This is a genomic window from Ruminococcus turbiniformis (genome assembly GCF_020687545.1).
GTDB classification, from domain to species: domain Bacteria; phylum Bacillota; class Clostridia; order Lachnospirales; family Lachnospiraceae; genus Mediterraneibacter; species Mediterraneibacter turbiniformis.
The window spans coordinates 1-17,958 of the sequence record NZ_JAJEQX010000050.1 but is presented as its reverse complement, the minus strand read 5'-3'; the positions used below and the strand labels follow the sequence as shown (position 1 = coordinate 17,958).

The 17,958-nt window shown below is 45.2% G+C and carries 19 protein-coding genes and 1 pseudogene; 17 read left to right on the top strand and 3 right to left on the bottom strand.

Annotated features, from left to right (window positions below; translation table 11 throughout):
- The 14 genes and pseudogenes from LKD70_RS17260 to LKD70_RS17190 form a co-directional block, all read left to right on the top strand.
- A partial coding sequence (locus LKD70_RS17260) for an MmcQ/YjbR family DNA-binding protein (RefSeq protein ID WP_227709112.1) occupies nucleotides 1-547 on the top strand: 547 nt, incomplete at its 5' end.
- A 13-nt stretch (nucleotides 548-560) separates the two neighbouring features.
- Nucleotides 561-1,328 carry a metallophosphoesterase gene (locus LKD70_RS18880; RefSeq protein ID WP_407690994.1) on the top strand — a complete coding sequence of 256 codons (768 nt, stop codon included), beginning with the start codon at nucleotides 561-563 and terminating at the stop codon, nucleotides 1,326-1,328.
- A gap of 37 nt (nucleotides 1,329-1,365) precedes the next feature.
- Complete coding sequence (locus LKD70_RS17250) at nucleotides 1,366-1,917, top strand: ATP-binding protein (RefSeq protein WP_407690993.1); 552 nt, start codon at nucleotides 1,366-1,368, stop codon at nucleotides 1,915-1,917.
- A 249-nt stretch (nucleotides 1,918-2,166) separates the two neighbouring features.
- Complete coding sequence (locus tag LKD70_RS17240) at nucleotides 2,167-2,484, top strand: multidrug transporter (RefSeq protein ID WP_227709111.1); 318 nt, start codon at nucleotides 2,167-2,169, stop codon at nucleotides 2,482-2,484.
- Between the two features lie 164 nt (nucleotides 2,485-2,648).
- On the top strand, nucleotides 2,649-3,128 hold the full coding sequence (locus tag LKD70_RS17235) for an AAA family ATPase (protein ID WP_227709109.1): 480 nt from the start codon (nucleotides 2,649-2,651) through the stop codon (nucleotides 3,126-3,128).
- A gap of 64 nt (nucleotides 3,129-3,192) precedes the next feature.
- Nucleotides 3,193-4,872 (top strand): SWIM zinc finger family protein, encoded by a 1,680-nt coding sequence (locus LKD70_RS17230; protein WP_227709108.1) that lies wholly within the window; start codon nucleotides 3,193-3,195, stop codon nucleotides 4,870-4,872.
- 16 nt (nucleotides 4,873-4,888) lie between these two features.
- Entirely contained in the window at nucleotides 4,889-5,074 is a 186-nt protein-coding gene (locus LKD70_RS17225; protein ID WP_227709107.1) for a hypothetical protein, read from the top strand.
- A 79-nt stretch (nucleotides 5,075-5,153) separates the two neighbouring features.
- A complete protein-coding gene (gene spoIIID / locus LKD70_RS17220) occupies nucleotides 5,154-5,408 on the top strand; it encodes a sporulation transcriptional regulator SpoIIID (protein WP_227709106.1) in 255 nt (84 codons plus the stop codon).
- 126 nt (nucleotides 5,409-5,534) lie between these two features.
- Complete coding sequence (locus tag LKD70_RS17215; protein WP_227709105.1) at nucleotides 5,535-6,659, top strand: SLC13 family permease; 1,125 nt, start codon at nucleotides 5,535-5,537, stop codon at nucleotides 6,657-6,659.
- A 220-nt stretch (nucleotides 6,660-6,879) separates the two neighbouring features.
- Nucleotides 6,880-7,395: a hypothetical protein gene (locus tag LKD70_RS17210; protein WP_407690992.1), complete on the top strand. Its 516-nt coding sequence runs from the start codon at nucleotides 6,880-6,882 to the stop codon at nucleotides 7,393-7,395.
- Nucleotides 7,385-7,534, top strand: a pseudogene (locus LKD70_RS17205) (sporulation transcriptional regulator SpoIIID); the annotation flags it as partial. The gene LKD70_RS17210 and the pseudogene LKD70_RS17205, both read left to right, overlap by 11 nt.
- Nucleotides 7,535-7,722: 188 nt before the next feature.
- On the top strand, nucleotides 7,723-8,082 hold the full coding sequence (locus tag LKD70_RS17200) for an Hpt domain-containing protein (protein ID WP_227709104.1): 360 nt from the start codon (nucleotides 7,723-7,725) through the stop codon (nucleotides 8,080-8,082).
- Entirely contained in the window at nucleotides 8,079-9,608 is a 1,530-nt protein-coding gene (locus tag LKD70_RS17195; protein ID WP_227709103.1) for a response regulator, read from the top strand. Before LKD70_RS17200 ends, LKD70_RS17195 begins: the two co-directional genes overlap by 4 nt.
- 171 nt (nucleotides 9,609-9,779) lie before the next feature.
- On the top strand, nucleotides 9,780-10,007 hold the full coding sequence (locus LKD70_RS17190) for an HPr family phosphocarrier protein (RefSeq protein WP_227709102.1): 228 nt from the start codon (nucleotides 9,780-9,782) through the stop codon (nucleotides 10,005-10,007).
- A gap of 171 nt (nucleotides 10,008-10,178) precedes the next feature.
- Here the strand turns inward: LKD70_RS17190 and LKD70_RS17185 are convergent, their stop codons facing one another.
- Nucleotides 10,179-12,767, bottom strand: coding sequence for an NACHT domain-containing protein (locus LKD70_RS17185; RefSeq protein WP_227709101.1), 2,589 nt, complete (start codon nucleotides 12,765-12,767; stop codon nucleotides 10,179-10,181).
- A 411-nt stretch (nucleotides 12,768-13,178) separates the two neighbouring features.
- Here LKD70_RS17185 and guaA point away from each other — a divergent pair, with 411 nt between their 5' ends.
- Nucleotides 13,179-14,726: a glutamine-hydrolyzing GMP synthase gene (gene guaA / locus LKD70_RS17180; RefSeq protein WP_227709100.1), complete on the top strand. Its 1,548-nt coding sequence runs from the start codon at nucleotides 13,179-13,181 to the stop codon at nucleotides 14,724-14,726.
- Between the two features lie 86 nt (nucleotides 14,727-14,812).
- Here the strand turns inward: guaA and LKD70_RS17175 are convergent, their stop codons facing one another.
- Nucleotides 14,813-16,345, bottom strand: a complete 1,533-nt coding sequence (locus LKD70_RS17175) for a TerB N-terminal domain-containing protein (RefSeq protein WP_227709099.1) — start codon at nucleotides 16,343-16,345, stop codon at nucleotides 14,813-14,815.
- Between the two features lie 17 nt (nucleotides 16,346-16,362).
- A complete protein-coding gene (locus tag LKD70_RS17170; RefSeq protein WP_227709098.1) occupies nucleotides 16,363-16,785 on the bottom strand; it encodes a helix-turn-helix domain-containing protein in 423 nt (140 codons plus the stop codon).
- A 188-nt stretch (nucleotides 16,786-16,973) separates the two neighbouring features.
- Here LKD70_RS17170 and LKD70_RS17165 point away from each other — a divergent pair, with 188 nt between their 5' ends.
- A complete protein-coding gene (locus tag LKD70_RS17165; RefSeq protein ID WP_024720800.1) occupies nucleotides 16,974-17,162 on the top strand; it encodes a hypothetical protein in 189 nt (62 codons plus the stop codon).
- Nucleotides 17,163-17,193: 31 nt separating this feature from the next.
- Nucleotides 17,194-17,775 carry a tyrosine-type recombinase/integrase gene (locus LKD70_RS17160; RefSeq protein ID WP_227709097.1) on the top strand — a complete coding sequence of 194 codons (582 nt, stop codon included), beginning with the start codon at nucleotides 17,194-17,196 and terminating at the stop codon, nucleotides 17,773-17,775.
- Nucleotides 17,776-17,958 lie beyond the last annotated feature (183 nt).

Below are 17,958 nucleotides of genomic sequence, written 5' to 3'. Positions count from 1 at the left end.
GCTGGGAGATCCGATGCTGGCGGATATGCTTGTCCGGCAGCCGGGCTATTTCTACGGGTATCATATCAGCCGGAGCAGCTGGATTTCCATTCTGCTGGACGGGACGGTTCCTTTTGAAGAGATCTGTCAATGGATCGACGAGAGCTATGCAGTGACGGCTTCCAGGAAGAAGCAGCAGAAGATCCGCCCGCCGAAGGAATGGATCGTGCCGGCAAATCCGAAGTATTATGATATCGTACATGCGTTTGACGACGCCCGGGAAATTGACTGGAAGCAGGGCAGAGGCATCAAAGCTGGAGATACAGTGTTCATCTATGCGGGGGCACCGGTGTCGGCGATCCTGTATAAATGCAGGGTGATGGAGACAGACATCCCGTATGAGTACAGTGACAGGAATCTGACGATCACAGCGGTGATGAAGATCAGGCTGCAGAAGAGATATGAGGCGGACAGGTTTACGTTTGCGAAGCTGAAGGAAGAGTATGGGATCTATGCGGTCAGGGGTCCGAGGGGGATACCGGAGAGTTTGAGTGAGGCGCTGAGATAACAGGAGGCAGGGGATGAAAGTACTTGTGATACCGGATATTCATCTGAAACCATGGATGTTTCGGAAGGCGGAAGAGATCATGGAAAAGAGAACCGTAGAACGGGCGGTATGTCTTATGGATATTTCGGATGACTGGAATCAGGAATATAACCTGGAACTGTATAACGAGACATTTGACGCGGCGATCGCATTTGCGAAGAAATATCCGGATACGCTCTGGGTATATGGCAATCATGATCTGTGTTACTTGTGGGATGAGCGGGAGAGCGGATACAGTCCGGCTGCGGCGTACACAGTCGTGAAGAAGCTCGAAGAGCTGAAATCTGCGCTGCCGGAAGGAAATGAGATCCGATATGTCCAGAAGATAGATAATGTGCTTTTCTGCCATGGAGGGATCACGGATTATTTTGTGAAGAAAGTAGTGCCGGCATCAAAATATGATGATGTGGATGAAGTGGTGAGGATCATCAACGGGCTGCCCCGGGAATATATGTGGAGCGATGTATCGCCGATCTGGCACAGACCGCAGTATACGGCTGGGAAAATGTATGGGGCGGATAAGATCCTGCAGGTGGTGGGACATACGCCGGTGGAGGGGATATATAGGGAAGGAAATATTTCAGTTTGTCCTGCGGAATATTCATCTGGGGGCTACGATTGTTGGCATTTACCGACAGGATGTTTACGAAATTCCGCCGGATGCTATTCGGGAGTTGATTATCAATGCGATGCTACACCGCAGTTATCTGGATCATGGCACGATACAGGTTGCGGTATATGATAATCGATTAGAAATTACTTCTCCGGGGAAATTGCCAATGGGACAAACACTGGAGCGTATGAAGGAAGGATATTCTAAAATCAGGAATGAAGCGCTTGCCCATGCATTTTCTTATATGAATTTAATTGAACACTGGGGAAGCGGGATCCCCAGAATTATCGGCAAGGTAAAAGCCGCCGGCCTGCGGGAACCGGAATTTATCGGCGGCGAAGTGGATTTGCGCATCAATATCTATCGTGGACAGACTAATGCCGTTACTGGCGCTGATAATGCCGATACAGTGCCGGATAGTGCCGATGAAGCGCCGGATAACGCTACTAAAGGGCCGGATAATGCCGATAACGTGCCGGATACTAACAAAAAAATGCCGGATAGTATTGAAGGACTGCCGGATAATGAGCAGGAACGGAAGATTTATCAATATGTATTGGAAAAAGGTTTCATTACAAGTACCAGGACAGCAGAGCTTTTAAATGTGAAACAGCGTAGAGCAAGAGCCGTTTTGCGGGATATGATTGAAGGTAATTATCTGAGAAAAGAAGGCGCGGCACGAAGCACAATTTATGTAAATAATACGGAAGGAAGGTAATGTTGAGAGGATATAGATAAAGTAATACAGGAGGGTCAACGCAGATTTGCTGTTACATTACCGAAACAATATCCTCGCCGGGCTGTTTCTTCTGTACGATCAGATCAGGCGAGCTGGTAAGAACATGAGGCAGCGAAATGGCTGACAGCAGAGACGCTGGAGAGCGTGGAGTGGTTGCTGGCGGATATGGGACTGGCAGAGTGGAACAGAGAATATCTGGGTAATCAGAGAAATGCGAGGTGATATGCTATGAACAGATTTTCAGAGAAAGACTGGAAGTTATTCCGCAGTAAGATTTCTGGCTGGCAGGAAGCGTATATGGAAAAGCTGAACCAGGAATACATTGAGTTGTTGTCAGGTGGAGGAAATGCGTCGGATCGATTCTGGGCGCTGGAGAAGCGGATACAGGAGGATAAGAAAGACTGCGGCGTACAGTGCCGGATGAGCAGATCGAACTTGCTTTCCATTATGATATCATTGCTGAATGAGGGGGCGATCACATTTAATGATCTGGAAGGATTCAGCGATGACCTGAAAGATACACTGAGGCATTTAGCAGGAAAATGATAACAACTATTCTGCACAACAGCTTGTTATGATTGAGTATAGAAAAATACAGGTAAATATTTAATAGAATATCAGAGAAAAGGCCGCAGAAATGCTGCCTTTCTGCTTCGTAAAAGATATTTTGGCAAATTTTTACCGAAATATCTTTTAAGGGGGCGGCTGATATGGATATAGAGATTAAACGAGACTATTACCTGAGACAATTAATCCAGCGGCAGAATAATGGCCTGATCAAAGTGATTACCGGTATCAGACGCTGCGGGAAGTCTTTTCTGCTCAGGACTCTGTTTGAAAAATACCTGGTAGCAAACGGCGTTGATGAAGACCATATCATTGAGATGGCGTTTGATCTGTTCGATAATATTGATTACAGAGATCCGAAAGTTTTTTATCCATGGGCGTTGGAGCGGCTCCGGGATGAGGGGCAGTATTATTTTATGGATCTGGGACTTCGGAATGCAAGGATTAACTACCGGCAGATGCAAGTGACGCATTCCATGGAAAATGTGATCTACAATGAGATGCGGATGAGAGGTTTCAGCGTAGATGTCGGAAATCTCAATATTGTGGAGAAGGGCAAGGACGGAATATTATTCATGAATGTTTTTGATTTTCTGCTAAAACCGGAATTGCTGGAATTCTGAGAGTGTGATTTATCAAGCTCAATAAAAGGGTCAAAAATATTGATATAAAAAAGAGGAAAATGTTATGAGCGGCTGGAAAGATTTATTTCGGGAGCATATTCTCGCTCGCGGAGAAATGTACTATTATGACGGTGCGGTTCAGGATCTTGAGAAAACGGAACACGGATATCATGCTCTGGTAAAAGGCACGGACGACTACGAAGTGGATATCGAAATGGAAGATGGGCAGATCTGCGAAATGTACTGCACCTGTCCCTATGCGGCTGACAGGAACAACTGCAAACATATGGCGGCTGTGCTCTACGAGATCGCGGAACAGGAAGAAGAGGGGAGCCTGACAGAAGGATCAGGTGTGGATCAGGCGGAAGATGAGCTGGAGGAAATTATTGAAAATATTCCGGAAACGGAACTTCGCTCTTTTGTAAAACAGCTCGCAGGACAGGATGATGAGATCCGCAATACGCTTATGACCAGATACGCGGTGAGGATAGATGAAAAGCAGATGTGCCGGTTAAAGGAAGGCGTCGATCAGATCGTATGGGAGTACGGCGACAGGAGCGGGTTTGTTGATTACCGGAATGCGTGGGATTTTACCCGCGAGATGGACAGCTATCTGGAAGACAAAGCGGATACATTGATGGAACGGAACTGTTGGCGGCAGGCGTTTGAACTGACCAATTATGTTTTCAAGACGATCGGGAATGTAGATATAGATGATTCGGACGGCGGCACAACGCAGGTTGCGAATACATGTTATGACAAGTGGAAAGAAATACTGGAGAATTGTACCGAAGAAGTCAGAGATGAAATGTTCAAATGGTTTACAAGCCATCTGGCATGCGATTATGTCATAGATTACAAGGAAGAATATATGGAAGAGTTCCTGACCCATGAGTTCCGAAACCGCGAAATGCTGGAGAAAAAGATGGCGTATCTGGACGAAATGATTGAAAGACAGACGGATTCTACGGATTGTGGGAATATGTGGAGCGCCCGGTACGGCTATGAGAATAATATCCTGAAGCGGCTGGAAATCATGGATCAGTTGGGTTATCCGGAGAAAGAGATCAGGGAATACCACAGGAAGCACTGGAGGTTTTCAACGGTAAGAGAGATGGAGATACAGGAGGATATTGAGCGCGGAGAACTGGATGAAGCGGTGCGAATTCTGAAAGAAAGCAAAGAACTGGACAGGGAGTATCCCGGGCTGGTCGCACGGTACAGCGAGCAGCTGGTTTCTATATATGAGGCACAGGCAGATAAAAAGGCTTACAAAGAAGAACTGCAGTACTATGTTCTTGAGTGTCCGCAGCATGATCTGGCGCACATCCAGAAGCTGAAAGCAGTCTGTACAGAGACGGAGTGGGGACGGTATCGGGAACAAATCCTGCAAAGCCGGAACAGTTACAGTATTCAGTATTCTTTCATGGAATCTGAAGGAATGTATGAGCGTATGCTGCAGTGTATGCAGAAAGAACAGTTGATCTTTAATGTGGATAAATATGAAAACGCGCTGAAAAAGAAATTCCCGGAACAGGTACGGGACATATACATATCATATGTACATAAACAGGCAGAGAGAACAGGCGACAGAAAACGGTACAGGGAGCTGATGCAGTACCTTAAGAAGATCCGGCGGTATCCCGGCGGGAAAGAAAAGGCGGCTGAGATCGCGGAGAATTGGCGGGCGCTGTATTCCCGCAGGAGCGCTATGATGGATGAACTGCAGAAGGCGGGATTTTAAGGAAAGGAAAGATAAAATGGCTGAATGGAAGAATGTTACAGATACTTTTTCGGAGGAAGGGAATACCATACAGTACAAGGATTTACGGCACAGGGAATGGCGGGAAAGTTTGTACAGTGTTGTGATGGATGTGATCGAGGTCTGCCCGGCTGTGTTCTGGGGAGATGTGAGACTGAAAAAAGAATACAGGCGGAGATACTGATACTAAAGTAGTTTGAAATGAGCATGACTTTTTTCTCCCCTGCATACATTGTAAAAACGATGTTTGCAGGGGGATTTTTTTGAAGGAGTATATTGAGGAGAGAGCCGTGGAAATTGCTGATTATATAATTGAAAACAACGCGACTGTGAGGCAGACGGCAAAACAATTCAGAATCAGCAAGAGTACGGTACATAAAGATGTCACCGAACGTCTCCTCCAGATCAACCCGTCCCTTGCCCGGGAGGCGCGTAAGGTACTTGATATGAATAAGTCAGAACGCCACATCAGGGGCGGGATGGCCACAAGAGAGAAATATCTGCATCAGCACGTATAGCCGAAAGATACTGCGCAGAAGCAGAACGTACAGCCGCAAGTACGTCTGCTTCTGTATTGCTTTATGGGAAACAGAGGAATATAATAATGCTGTTTGTGTTGGTGACAGAGTGGGGGACATAACATTATGAAAATACTAAAGCTGATAATAAAGAATGAAACGGTTTTCTGCGTTTCTTTTGTGCTTGCGGTACTGTCGTCGCTGGCAGTGCATCCTGATTCTCAATATCTGGCTTATCCTGATTACCGGACGATTGTGCTGCTTTTCTGCCTTATGATTATCGTGGCAGGATTCCAGTCGCTGGGGCTGTTTACGCTGCTGGGACATTTTCTTCTCAGAGGAGTAGGGAGTGTGAAAGGTCTTTCTACAGTAATGATTATCCTGTGCTTTTTCAGCAGTATGGTGATTACGAATGACGTTACACTGATTACGTTTGTTCCGTTTACGATTCTTGTCTATCGTATGAGCGGACAGGCGGACAGGCTGCTGAAACTGGTTGTGCTGGAGACGATTGCGGCAAACCTGGGGAGCATGGCCACGCCGATTGGAAATCCTCAGAATCTGTATCTGTATTCGGTGTCAGGGCTTGGGGCAGCGGAATTTATGAAAGCAGTGCTTCCCTATGCGGGACTGGCTTTTCTGATGCTCATGGCAGCCGCGCTTTGCCAGAGGGACGAGCCCCTTTTGGATGTTGTTGTGAAGGAGAAAACAGAGAGGAAGAAAGGAGAGCTGTTTAACCGTTCGCTTCCTTTTTTTATCCTTCTGATTTTGTGCCTGCTTGTCGTATTCAGGATGCTTCCATACCAGCCGGTTTTTGTATGTGTACTGGCGGTTGTGATGATTGTAAATCGAAAACTTTTCTGGTCGGTGGACTATTTCCTGCTGCTGACATTTCTCTGCTTTTTTATCTTCATTGGAAATGTAAAACGGATTCCGGAAATCAGCAGTCTCCTTCTCTCTGCCGTACAGGGCAGAGAACTGCTGACAGGTATCATCGCAAGCCAGGTGATCAGTAATGTGCCCGCGGCGATTCTCCTTTCCGGCTTCAGTGAGAATTTTTCCGCGCTGATTACCGGAGTGAATTTAGGAGGGTTGGGAACACTGATTGCCTCTCTGGCAAGTCTGATCTCCTTTAAATTTTTCGCGAGAGAATATCCGCAGGGTAAAGGGAAATTCATGAAGGAATTTACATTTTGGAACCTGGTTTTCCTCCTGGTGCTGACACTGGAAGCAGTGGTTCTGTCCCTCTGAAAAGCAGCAGTTTGGATCTATGACTAAACGGTTACTCTGAAAATGACAGGGCTAAAGAAATAAAGTGACTTTATAAAAAGGGCATGATAAAATGTACACGAGAGAACTGTGACATTATTTTGAAACGATTTAGGAGGTAAAAAGTGGAAATACCTATATCCGTTGGGTGTGTTCCGGGCATAACGGCAGAGGGGCGGAAAGTTGTCCTAATGCGGTGACAGTGGATGAAGAGGAACTGATAAATGCATTGGATGAATATTTTGCAGACCTCTTGAAAAATAAGCAGAGTATAATAAAGCGTGTTGTAAGGGAGTTCAATAAGGTCTATAAGCAGAAAGAAGATAATGAACAGTACGAACAGGAGCTTATGGAAGAACTGGGCAAATTGAAAAAGACAAGACAGAAATACATGGATATGTATACGGACGATCTGATAACAAGGGAAGAGCTGAACGAGAAGATAGGGGGCATGAAACAGCAGATTGAGAAGTTGGAAAATGACTTGAAGCTGATAGAGTACAATCTGAATAAAGGAGACCAGTTGGAAGAAATCATTCAGAGGACGTTTAAGAATATCAATTCTATCACTTCTGTCCGTGATATGAATAATGAACAGCTAAAACAGATTATCCAGAAAATTGAAGTGGACAAGGACGGAAACGTGGATATTTACCTCAGATTGTTCGGTGATTTAGGACTGGATGAAACCGTTCTAATTAGTGATGACCATACATAAAGATGTCACCGAGCGGCTCCTCCAGATAAACCCGTCTCTTGCCCGTGAGGCGCGAAAAGTTCTGGACATGAACAAGTCCGAGCGGCATATCCGGGGCGGGATGGCTACGCGGGAGAAGTACCTTCACCAGCATGGGTAAGATATATGCCTGAAGCGGATACAAAAGCAGGAGCGGAATGCAGAAGCCGATGAAAGAAAAAAAGCAGCTGCATTTCTGCTCCTGCTTTGTACATCCTAAGACTTCAGGAGCTGTCAAAGGATAGCAGGCTTTACATTTCCCGGAAACTCTTTTATACTTTTTTCAGGTGGAAAGGAGGCGCAGACGGGATGAATGCTGAAATCAGAGACAGACTGACAGCCGCCGGAGCGGACCCGGACAGCGCGATCGCGCGCTTTATGGGAAATGAGGGCATGTACCAGAAATTTGCCCTGAAATTTCTGGACGATAAAAATTACGAGACACTTGTAAATGCTCTGGAAAGCGGCGACGCCAAAAGTGCGTTTGAGGCGGCGCATACGCTTAAGGGAGTGGCAGGCAATCTTTCTTTTCAGGCGCTTGGCGAAGCGGTGTCAGAGCTGGTGGAGCCGCTGCGTGCGGGAGATCTGGAAGGAGCCAGGGAGAAACTGCCGGAGTTTACACGGTGCTATGAAGAGATAGTTGAAATTCTCAGGGAGTGGAAAGCATGAGAACAGCGGTCATTGACGGAAATGACAGAGACCGCAGGACCGCTGTGGAAGTGCTTGAGGCGATCGGAGAAGAGTACAGTGCGCCCGGCACTGCATCAGACGGGAAAGCGGGATATGAGCTGATCCTGCGGGAACGCCCGGATCTTGTCATTATGGATATCGATCTTCCGAAACTGTCGGGGCTGTCCATGCTTAAGAGACTTCGGGCGGAAAATGTAAAGACAAAAGTGATTATCCTCACAGAGGACCGGGACTTTGACCGGGCGCGGAAGGCCATCGGGTTGGGCGTGGACAATTACCTGCTTAAGCCGGTGAAACGGGCCCAGCTGAAAAAGGCGGTTCTGCAGACTGCCGCGAAAATCAGGGATGAGCGGGCGCTGGAGCACACGTTCACCGTGGACAATATATTCACCGGCTGTATGAGCGGCCAGCTTAAGGCAGATCGGGAATTTCACCGGATGACGAAAGAAAAATACGGATTCACACTGGAGGAGCCGGGCGAACTCTTTACTGTCTGGCTAGGAGGAAGCTACGCTGAGTACGGGGAAGAAGTCCGGCGAATCCTTGAATATGCGGGAAAAGAAAACGGCATTTCCCTGTGTGTGATCGAGGCGGATATCTGGCGGATGATCGGCGCTGTGATCTACAGGCCGACGGGAATACAGGAAGAATACCGGGTTTTTGCGGAGCGGGTGGTGCCGCTTCTGTGCGGGCGTCTGCGAGGCGAAGTTATCTGCCTGTGGGATCGGATGGAGCGAATGGATGCGCTGATGGAGACGCTGAAGAAACTCAGGAACCTGCGGGAGTGGAACCTTGTTTTTGACAGGGGAGATCTCATCCGTCCGGATGACATTGCAAAACTGAAAGTGGAACCGCTGAAATACCCGATGGAGCTTGAAAACCGGGTCAGGGAGGAGGTAGTGGCCAAAAAGGGCGAGGCGATCAAAGGCTCGTATTATCGTCTCTATGATCTGCTCCGGCATGAGATCTACAGCCCGAAACAGATCCGTGAGTGTCTGATCCGGTTCAACTTAAGTGTACTGGACGAGTACAGAAAAGTGAATATTATAGGCTCAGAGCTGCGCATTCAGCACTGTCTCGGAGAGATTGCCCGCGCTGTAAGCTGGAACAGGATACGCGTTGCGATGGAAGAATATTTCAGCCTGCTTCATTGGGAAGCGTTCGGCGAGCAGGGGGATGAGGATCTGAGCCCGCTCATACGCAGAGCAGTGCGGCTTGTGAGAAAATATTATGATCACGGGATTACGCTGGAAGAAGCGGCGGACAGGCTCTTTGTCTCTCCGGAATATTTGAGCACGCAGTTTAAAAAGGAGACCGGCGCCGGATTCAAGGAGACGGTAACCGGCTGCCGGATTGAGAGAATCAAAGATCTGCTGCGCAATTCCAGGCTGAAGCTGAACCAGATCTCTGAACTTACAGGGTACTCGGATCCCAAATATATGAGCCGGGTATTTAAAGAGGAAGTCGGCGTGCTTCCGAACGAATACAGAAAGTCAGGTCATTAAGAAATTACACCTTTCTGAAGAAATTCACCCTTTTTGTGATGGGAAAATATGGTAGTATATTGGAGCATAATCGGCAGAGAAAACTTGAAGCTTTTTTCACAGTGCAGTGACGCCGGGGCAGAGATACTTTGCTCCAGTATCATATGATTCAAAGAAGAGGTGAATTTTTAAATGAACGAAATGAAGGTCGCTTTTAAGAGCCCTGAGGAAATCCTTGAATTTGTGAACACGGTCTCCAAGTACGAATTCGACATGGATATGAAGAGAGGCCGGGCTGTGGTTGATGCAAAATCAATTCTCGGAATTATGAATCTTGGGCTGAACAATGTGATGGAACTGAAAATGTATTCCGACGACTGTGATGAACTGCAGAAGAAGATTGCAAAATACGCGGCGTAAGATATGTGAAACAGCATCCACATAAAAAGCAGCGGATAAACAGAAAACACAGAGGGTATCCCCAAAAAGCCATGAGCGGCTTGCGGGGTGCCCTCTCTTTGTACATGCGGCCGATTAAAAGTCCGGGCTTGCCTGAGACTCTGATGGCCGCTTACAATCCTGAAATGTGTTTTAAGAAGATGCGGCATCTCCGGCAGATAACTGTTTCGTTCCAAATATAAGATCACAGTATTTCTCAAGCTGAGACTGGTCAAGATGGTTCAGCGAGATCACAAACTGCCGGATACTGCTTTTGTCCGGCTGAAGCTCGTCCGGCAAACCTTCCGAATTATCAACTGGCCTATCTGGCATCAGATTCTTTACAGATTCCATGAAAAAGTTTTTCCAGTCGGGGTGAGAGAAAATTACGCCCATATAATATTCGTTTTTCAGCATTTCCGGAACGGCACGTACCTGCGCCCGCAGAAAGCGGGGGCCATCGGGCACCGCAAGGATCTGCTCCGGATTCTGGAATACGGAGGTGCTCAGAAATGCGGCGACGGCCGGAAAGGCGTATTTCCGGTATGCCTGATAGAAAAGATCGTGCAGCTGCGGATCTGAGGCACAGAATTTCTGCAGGAGACTGCTGATGACTGTTTCATTTTTCAAAAATTTGCCCCGCCCTCTGTACAGCGGTATCATAATAAAATGTTTCGAGGCGATAAGCCGGCTGTTCAGTAAAAACAGTTTACAGTAGTCGAAAATATACTGCTGATCATCGACTGCCTGCATGACAAGAGTAAGAATATTCAGCATATCTGCTTTCATACGGTCGGCAAGGAGGCCTTCAGATGCCTTGTCCAGAAGATATTCTATGAGCTGCTGATAGAGGAACTCGTCCTCATTTTTCAAAATTGCAGCTGTGAGCTCGAACACTTCGGAATCCTGATCAAATTTGCGGAATCCCTGCACGATCTTCCTCACATTTTTTTCTCTTGAGAGATATTTTGAATAAAAGTATTCAAAAAACGAGCGGTGAAAGAAGCGGTAGGAACCTTCCTGCTGTGCGGGCACAAAAAGTTCTGTGCGCTCAGAGCAGAATCTGAGGAACTCTTCCACAGCCGTCTCTGCCCGGGCAATTCCGCCGAACTTCTGTTTATACACCTTCGAGAGGACATCCAGGATGGTTTCCTCAGCGATGCTTTCGTTGTTCGGGCACGCGAGCTTTGACAGCTCGATAAATGTGCTGTCCTTCATAATGCGCAGAATGTCGTTCCAGTTGTATTTTTCACTGATCTCCGCCTTGTCTTTCTCTCTGTCGCGTGAAATATATGAAAAACATTTGCTGTACAGTTCGACCTTTGTCTGAGGCAGTTCCTTTTCCGCCTGGAAAATGCTGACCAGAAGAGAAAGAAGCAGGAAACTGTTCAGAAATTTCTGGCTGACAAGCGCGTTGGCCTGACGGAAAAAGACCGGTTTGTCCTCTTCCCTGAAATAGTGCAGCCGGATCATTCTGTCCAGGTATGTATCGATTTCCTTGCGGCGAAGCGGCTGGATTTCAAACACCGGTATTTCGTTCTGCGGATAGAAACCGCGTTCTCTGGAAGTGATGCATATTTTGTTTTTCGGACTGTATGAGAGAAAATAGCTTGTTATCGTTTTGTGGAGCTTTGTCCGGTACTGGCGCGGAACTTCATCCAGTGCGTCAAAGAGAACAATAACCCTTCCGATTTTCAGATAATAATTCAGAAAATCTTCGGTAAGATCATTTCTGGACATCCCGCTTTCTTCCACCATCGATTCAATCAGAAATTCTATGACAGAAGGAGTGCGGCCCTGCGGATTTTTGTAAAATGTTTTCAGATCGCAGCGGATCACAAGGTAGTCGCCGGAATTGTCAAAATTCATTCTGTCGCTGTGCAGAACGATATTTTTCAGCAGGATTGATTTGCCGTATCCGGGCCCGCCGATTACATATATGATGTCATCCGAGCGGAAAATATCGGTGTAGGGACAGAAAGTTTTTGTGTCCAGTTTACCGTCTGATATATGATAGTTTATTATATCAGAGGCGTCAAAACGCATATTGTCAAAGCGGGCAGGGCCGGGGTGTTTGACAAGTTTCGGAATCACATAAAAATCGTCCAGTTTAAGCTCCCTGAAGCCATAGACAAACAGAGACTGGTTCCGTTTTCGTATAATTGCGGTGTACTGGCGCATAATCTCCGTGTACTGCTCATTCTTATCAAGCACATCCCGGGAAATATTTCTGCTGAGATGTTCCTCCATCTTTGCGAGCCGATCCCCGATCAGAAAGAGGACATACTGTTCCCTCTCGGAAAGACGGTCAAAGTAATATTTTCTGCTGACATCAAAAAAATCAGAGAAGAACTTTTCGATCATTCTCCGGTCGGGAATCGTCAGCTCTTCATGATAGTGAGAGAGAGCATTCCTGGTCAGATAATCAATAACCTGTTCACTTGTCGAAAGGGACGGCTTTCCCTTTGCCGAGCAGCTGGCAGCAGTGTAATACGCGTAATCCTGCAGGGTGTCCGAGACCTGGGGAAGCTCAAGATATTCTGCGAATGTGGCGGATTCAATCAGAGTACCGTCGTAATTCTTAAGAAACTCCGAAATGCGCTGCCGGATCTCTGTGCGGGCCGGCGTGCTTGTGCGTTTCAGGCTGCGGATATTGCTGTAGCCGCGGTACACGGCGTCGGTAAGTATATTGGTGACAATGCCGGACAGTATAGCACCAGCGGCACCTGTAATATCAGGCATGGCGGCCTCCTTTCTCTGGGCGATGACAGGAATCTTTCCGTGCAGGATAATCAGTGATGGGACGTATATTCCCCCGATATGCGAATATTGTATTGGACGGGATTGCGGGGGCACATGGCACGGAACAATCCGCAGACATCGCATCATAAATATAAGACAATAATAAAATAGTTTCCGACAATTTTCAACACGGTTTGCGCAGGCGAAAGCAGGAGGAGAATGCAGGCGAATCGGGAGGAGAATGCAGGCGAAGCGGGAGGAACGTAAGAAAGAAATGCTTGTAAAATGCGGTGCCCTCAACTATAATTGAACTCGGAACAGCGTTGGAGCTCAAAAGACACTGCGGCTGATGCTGCGGGCGTCTTCGTACCGATGTTGAACATCATTTACAGATACATCAGGAGGAAAAGAGTGAAGAACGAATTAGTAATTGTCCTTGACTTCGGCGGCCAGTACAACCAGCTTGTGGCAAGACGTGTCAGGGAATGCAACGTGTATTGCGAAATTTATTCCTACAGAACAGATATCGAAAAAATCAAGGCGATGAACCCGAAGGGAATCATCCTGACGGGAGGACCGAACAGCTGCTACCTTCCGGACTCCCCGACATATTCAAAAGAGCTTTTTGAACTCGGCATCCCGGTGCTGGGCCTTTGCTATGGCGCGCAGCTTATGATGCATGTGCTTGGCGGCGAAGTGAAAAAGGCAGATGTAAGAGAGTACGGAAAGACAGAAGTGCTCATTGACAAAACCGCTTCAAAAGTTTTTGAAGGGGTATCAACTCCGACGATCTGCTGGATGAGCCATTTCGACTACATTTCCAGAGTGGCTCCGGGATTTGAGATCTCCGCACATACCGCAGACTGTCCGGTGGCGGCAGCGGAAAATGCGGAAAAGAAGCTTTATGCGATCCAGTTCCATCCGGAAGTCCTGCATACAGTTGAGGGAACGAAGATGATCAACAACTTCGTAAAAAATGTATGCGAGTGCGCCGGAGACTGGAAAATGGACGCGTTTGTGGAGAACTCTATCCGGGCGATCCGCGAGAAAGTGGGCGGAGGCAAAGTGCTGCTGGCGCTGTCCGGCGGTGTGGATTCATCTGTGGCAGCAGGACTTCTTTCCCGGGCGATCGGAAAGCAGCTTACCTGTGTGTTTGTAGACCACGGACTTCTTCGCAAAAATGAAGGAGATGAGGTGGAAGCCGTATTCGGCCCGAACGGAAGCTTCGACCTGAATTTCATCCGCGTGAACGCGCAGGAGAGATATTACAGCAAACTGGCAGGCGTGGAAGAGCCGGAGCAGAAGCGTAAGATTATCGGTGAGGAGTTCATCCGTGTATTTGAGGAAGAGGCGAAGAAGATCGGAGCTGTGGACTTCCTGGCACAGGGAACTATTTATCCGGATGTGGTAGAGAGCGGCCTTGGCGGAGAGTCAGCCGTCATTAAATCTCACCACAATGTAGGCGGCCTGCCGGATTATGTTGATTTTAAAGAGATCATTGAGCCGCTGCGCGATCTGTTTAAAGATGAAGTGCGAAAAGCCGGCCTGGAGCTTGGTCTTCCGGAAGAGCTTGTATTCCGTCAGCCGTTCCCGGGTCCGGGACTGGGAATCCGTATCATCGGTGAAGTGACTGCCGAGAAAGTGCGGATTGTTCAGGATGCGGATGCAATCTACAGAGAAGAGGTCGCAAAAGCCGGTCTGGACAGTGACCTTAATCAGTATTTCGCGGCCCTGACAAATATGCGTTCTGTGGGAGTTATGGGTGATGAGAGAACCTATGACTATGCAGTGGCGCTCAGGGCAGTGAAAACGATCGACTTTATGACAGCAGAGGCGGCGGAGATCCCGTTTGATGTGCTTCAGAAGGTGATGAGCAGGATCATCAATGAGGTGAAGGGTGTTAACAGGGTGTTCTATGATCTGACGAGCAAGCCGCCGGGGACGATTGAGTTTGAATAGGAGAGTAAATCCCACAATCCCAGCATTTATGCGGGGTTGCGGGATTTTTCTATGTCTCGTGACAATCAAATGACAATAATTAGTATTTATTTAGAGAGTTTAGACTTCTTTATTAACAGTTTTTCCTGACGGTCTTGAAATTCATTTGCTTGAGACAACATTCCTATAGAAGTATAATAGTTAATAGCTTGTTCGCAAATATTTATTGCAGAATTGAAGTCTTTTGCTTTTTCATAAATTATAGCCAAACGTTTAAAAGCTGGTATTGTTCCATTGAATGCTGTGATTTTCTTTAATTCATTTTGCTTTTCAGTCTTAGAAAGGAAAAACATATCATTAATCCTTTTTTCTTCTTCTTTGAGATAACTATTCTGCATTGTTGAAAGATTAGAAATATCTTCTAAACAGTATTTTATACATAGCTCCAAATATTTATCATCAATGGCCCGATATTTGTAATAAAAATTTTGAAGGGCAATTAAGGCAAAATGTTGATCAGTTGAACCAATTTTAGCTTTTTGGTAATCTGAAAGTAAAAGAGTTTCTTGCGAAGTATCAAAAGAGAGTACTTCTTTAGGATGTTTTTGGGGTGTGGCTTTTTTCTCTGGTGCAGTTCCTTTTTTTCGCAGTTCAGCTAATTTAGATTTAACCTCTTCATGGGTTTTTTCTAATAGAAAATAGATATCCTTTTTAAATTTGAATGAAGTTAAAATTTGTGGAACCTCAATATCCCTATCTCGAATAGAAATGTTTGCAAAAACAGGAATTTTCTGTTTAGGAAGCTTATTGAATTCAGCTTTTGTTAATAATTTTTCGCATGGGATTTCATTTCCGTTATATTTTACTCTTATATTTTCGGTTAAAATTTCAGAGAACGTATCAGGATAGTTTTTTATGTAAGTTGTTTTTGTGAATTCAAATGATTTTGCAAGGCGTATTATCTCAGGTACTGTTAATGAAAGGTTTAAACAGTATTTACATAAAAGGAAGAGATTATCAGAGAAACGGTATTCATGTTCTTTGTCTAATGAATTCATAAATTTCATTACAAGGTCTGCTCTTTGACGAACGAGGCAAGTTAAAATAATAGCATTTGCAGAGTAGGATTGAAAGGAAGCGTTGGTATGTACATCTCTTAGTTTAAGAAGAATATTTATAACTTCTTCGTATTTATCTGTTAATAAGTAACGTTCCAGGCCATAATATAAAATAAAAACATAACCTATATCAATAGAGGAATCATACGGATTTGCAAGCAGCTTCCAATACATACCTCTTTGTGCAGGAGAAAGTTCTTTATAAACTGGAAAATAGGGTGGTCTCTCAACGGAGGTAGTATTTGTGGCTATAGGAAGATTAGTAAATATCAAACTAGGTTCTTCTTGAAGGCCGAAGGAAAAGGTAAATGTAACGCCGTTAATGGTTACTTTTTGACCATTATTTTGCTGCGGTGTATAATTTTTCATCTTACCATCGCCAATCCAAATGTAATTTCGTATGTCTGGATGTACATTAAGTAAAATAGAATTTGAGAGTGCCGACTTTTGCGGTGTTAGAGCAGTTGAATCTATCTTAGATTCTTTTTTCTGATTATTGAATAGTTTACTAAAAAATCCCATAACATCTCCCCTTATAATTAATATCTACTTTTCCAATTTAAGTATTCTTCTTCTGTAATCTCTTCGTTTCTGTATTTCTGGTATATATCTGCCCATTCACCGATTTGATCTAGCATATTTAATGAATCATGCCCTTTATCCTTAAACATCAGTTGAGGTACCCCGGATTCATCTCTGTAGGCATGGAGTCCATACTGGTCTTCCAGTGCGAATAGGGAATGCATAACACTTATATAGGTATCAAAGTTTGGATCAGCCAGTGCGAATGGGCTGATTTTTAATGCATTGGCAATTTTTTCTAATTGATCCTGAGAAGCAGTGCGGTTCCCAAGTTCATAATTTCTTACAGCTGACTCACTTAGTCCTGCCTTTATGGCCAATTCTTTTTGGGTATATCCTTGTTCTAACCGATATTTTCTGATTTTATCTCCAACAGTCATAATTGATCGCTCCTTCACAGTTCTTGTCTCTTATTATAGCATGAACAGTTCAAAAATGAAATATAAAAACAAACCGTTCAATATTGAAATTATTCTGTTGACATTTCGAAAATGAAATGTTATGATATGAGCGAACAGTTCAGAAGTGAACTGATGGAATTTATAAAAAGGGAAAGGAGGAAGAAAATATGGCGAGCAAATTATTTATCTCAGCAAAAGAAGTTGCCCGGGAATTAGAAGTATCTGATTCCTTTGCTTATCGTCTGGTACGCAAGCTAAACGATGAACTGGAAAAACAGGGATTTGTGGTTGTTAAGGGCAAAATTAGCCGTAAATATTTTGAAGAACGTGTTTATGGTATGAGCGAAACAAAATAATGTGAGAGTTCAAGAAAGAAGGTGAAAATGAATGGCAGTTATTAAAAACAAAAAGACCAATACTTATGAAGTTCGCACCTATTATAAGGATTGGACAGGTGTCAGAAAACAAAAGACAAAGAGAGGATTTAAGCGCAAATGTGATGCGCAAGACTGGGAGAGGGCGTTCAAATTAAAGGAAAATAGAAGCCTGGATATGACATTCGGAGATTTTGTGGATATTTATCTGAACGATATTAAACCCAGGATTAAATATAATACCTGGCTGACTAAAAAACACATTGTCGATAAGAAGATTCTCCCGTATTTTACGGACAGAAAACTGAAGGAGATCAAGACGGCGGATATCCGTCAGTGGCAAAACATGATTATGAATCATCGAGATGCCAATGGAAAGGGATATTCGCAAGTATATCTTAAGACAATCCACAATCAAATGAGTGCGATTTTGAATCATGCAGTTAACTTTTATGATTTGAAAAGTAATGTTGCACGTAAGGCGGGATCCATGGGGAAAGAAAAATCAAAGGAAATGCTTTTCTGGACAAAAGAAGAGTATACACAGTTCATTGAGGCGGTTGCAGATAAACCTGTAAATAACGGTCGCTCGTGACACACTGCACGGTTTAACTGTACCACCCTGCCGCTAATTCTGTACCATCTTACCGGTTGGCTGTACCAGCCGTTAAAGTTCTCCTTATAATGATTGTGGCACACCTAATGTGTGACTACTATTATAAGGAGGGCGATAATCATGGTAGATTATCGAGAAATCCTGAGGCTTCATAATCTCGGG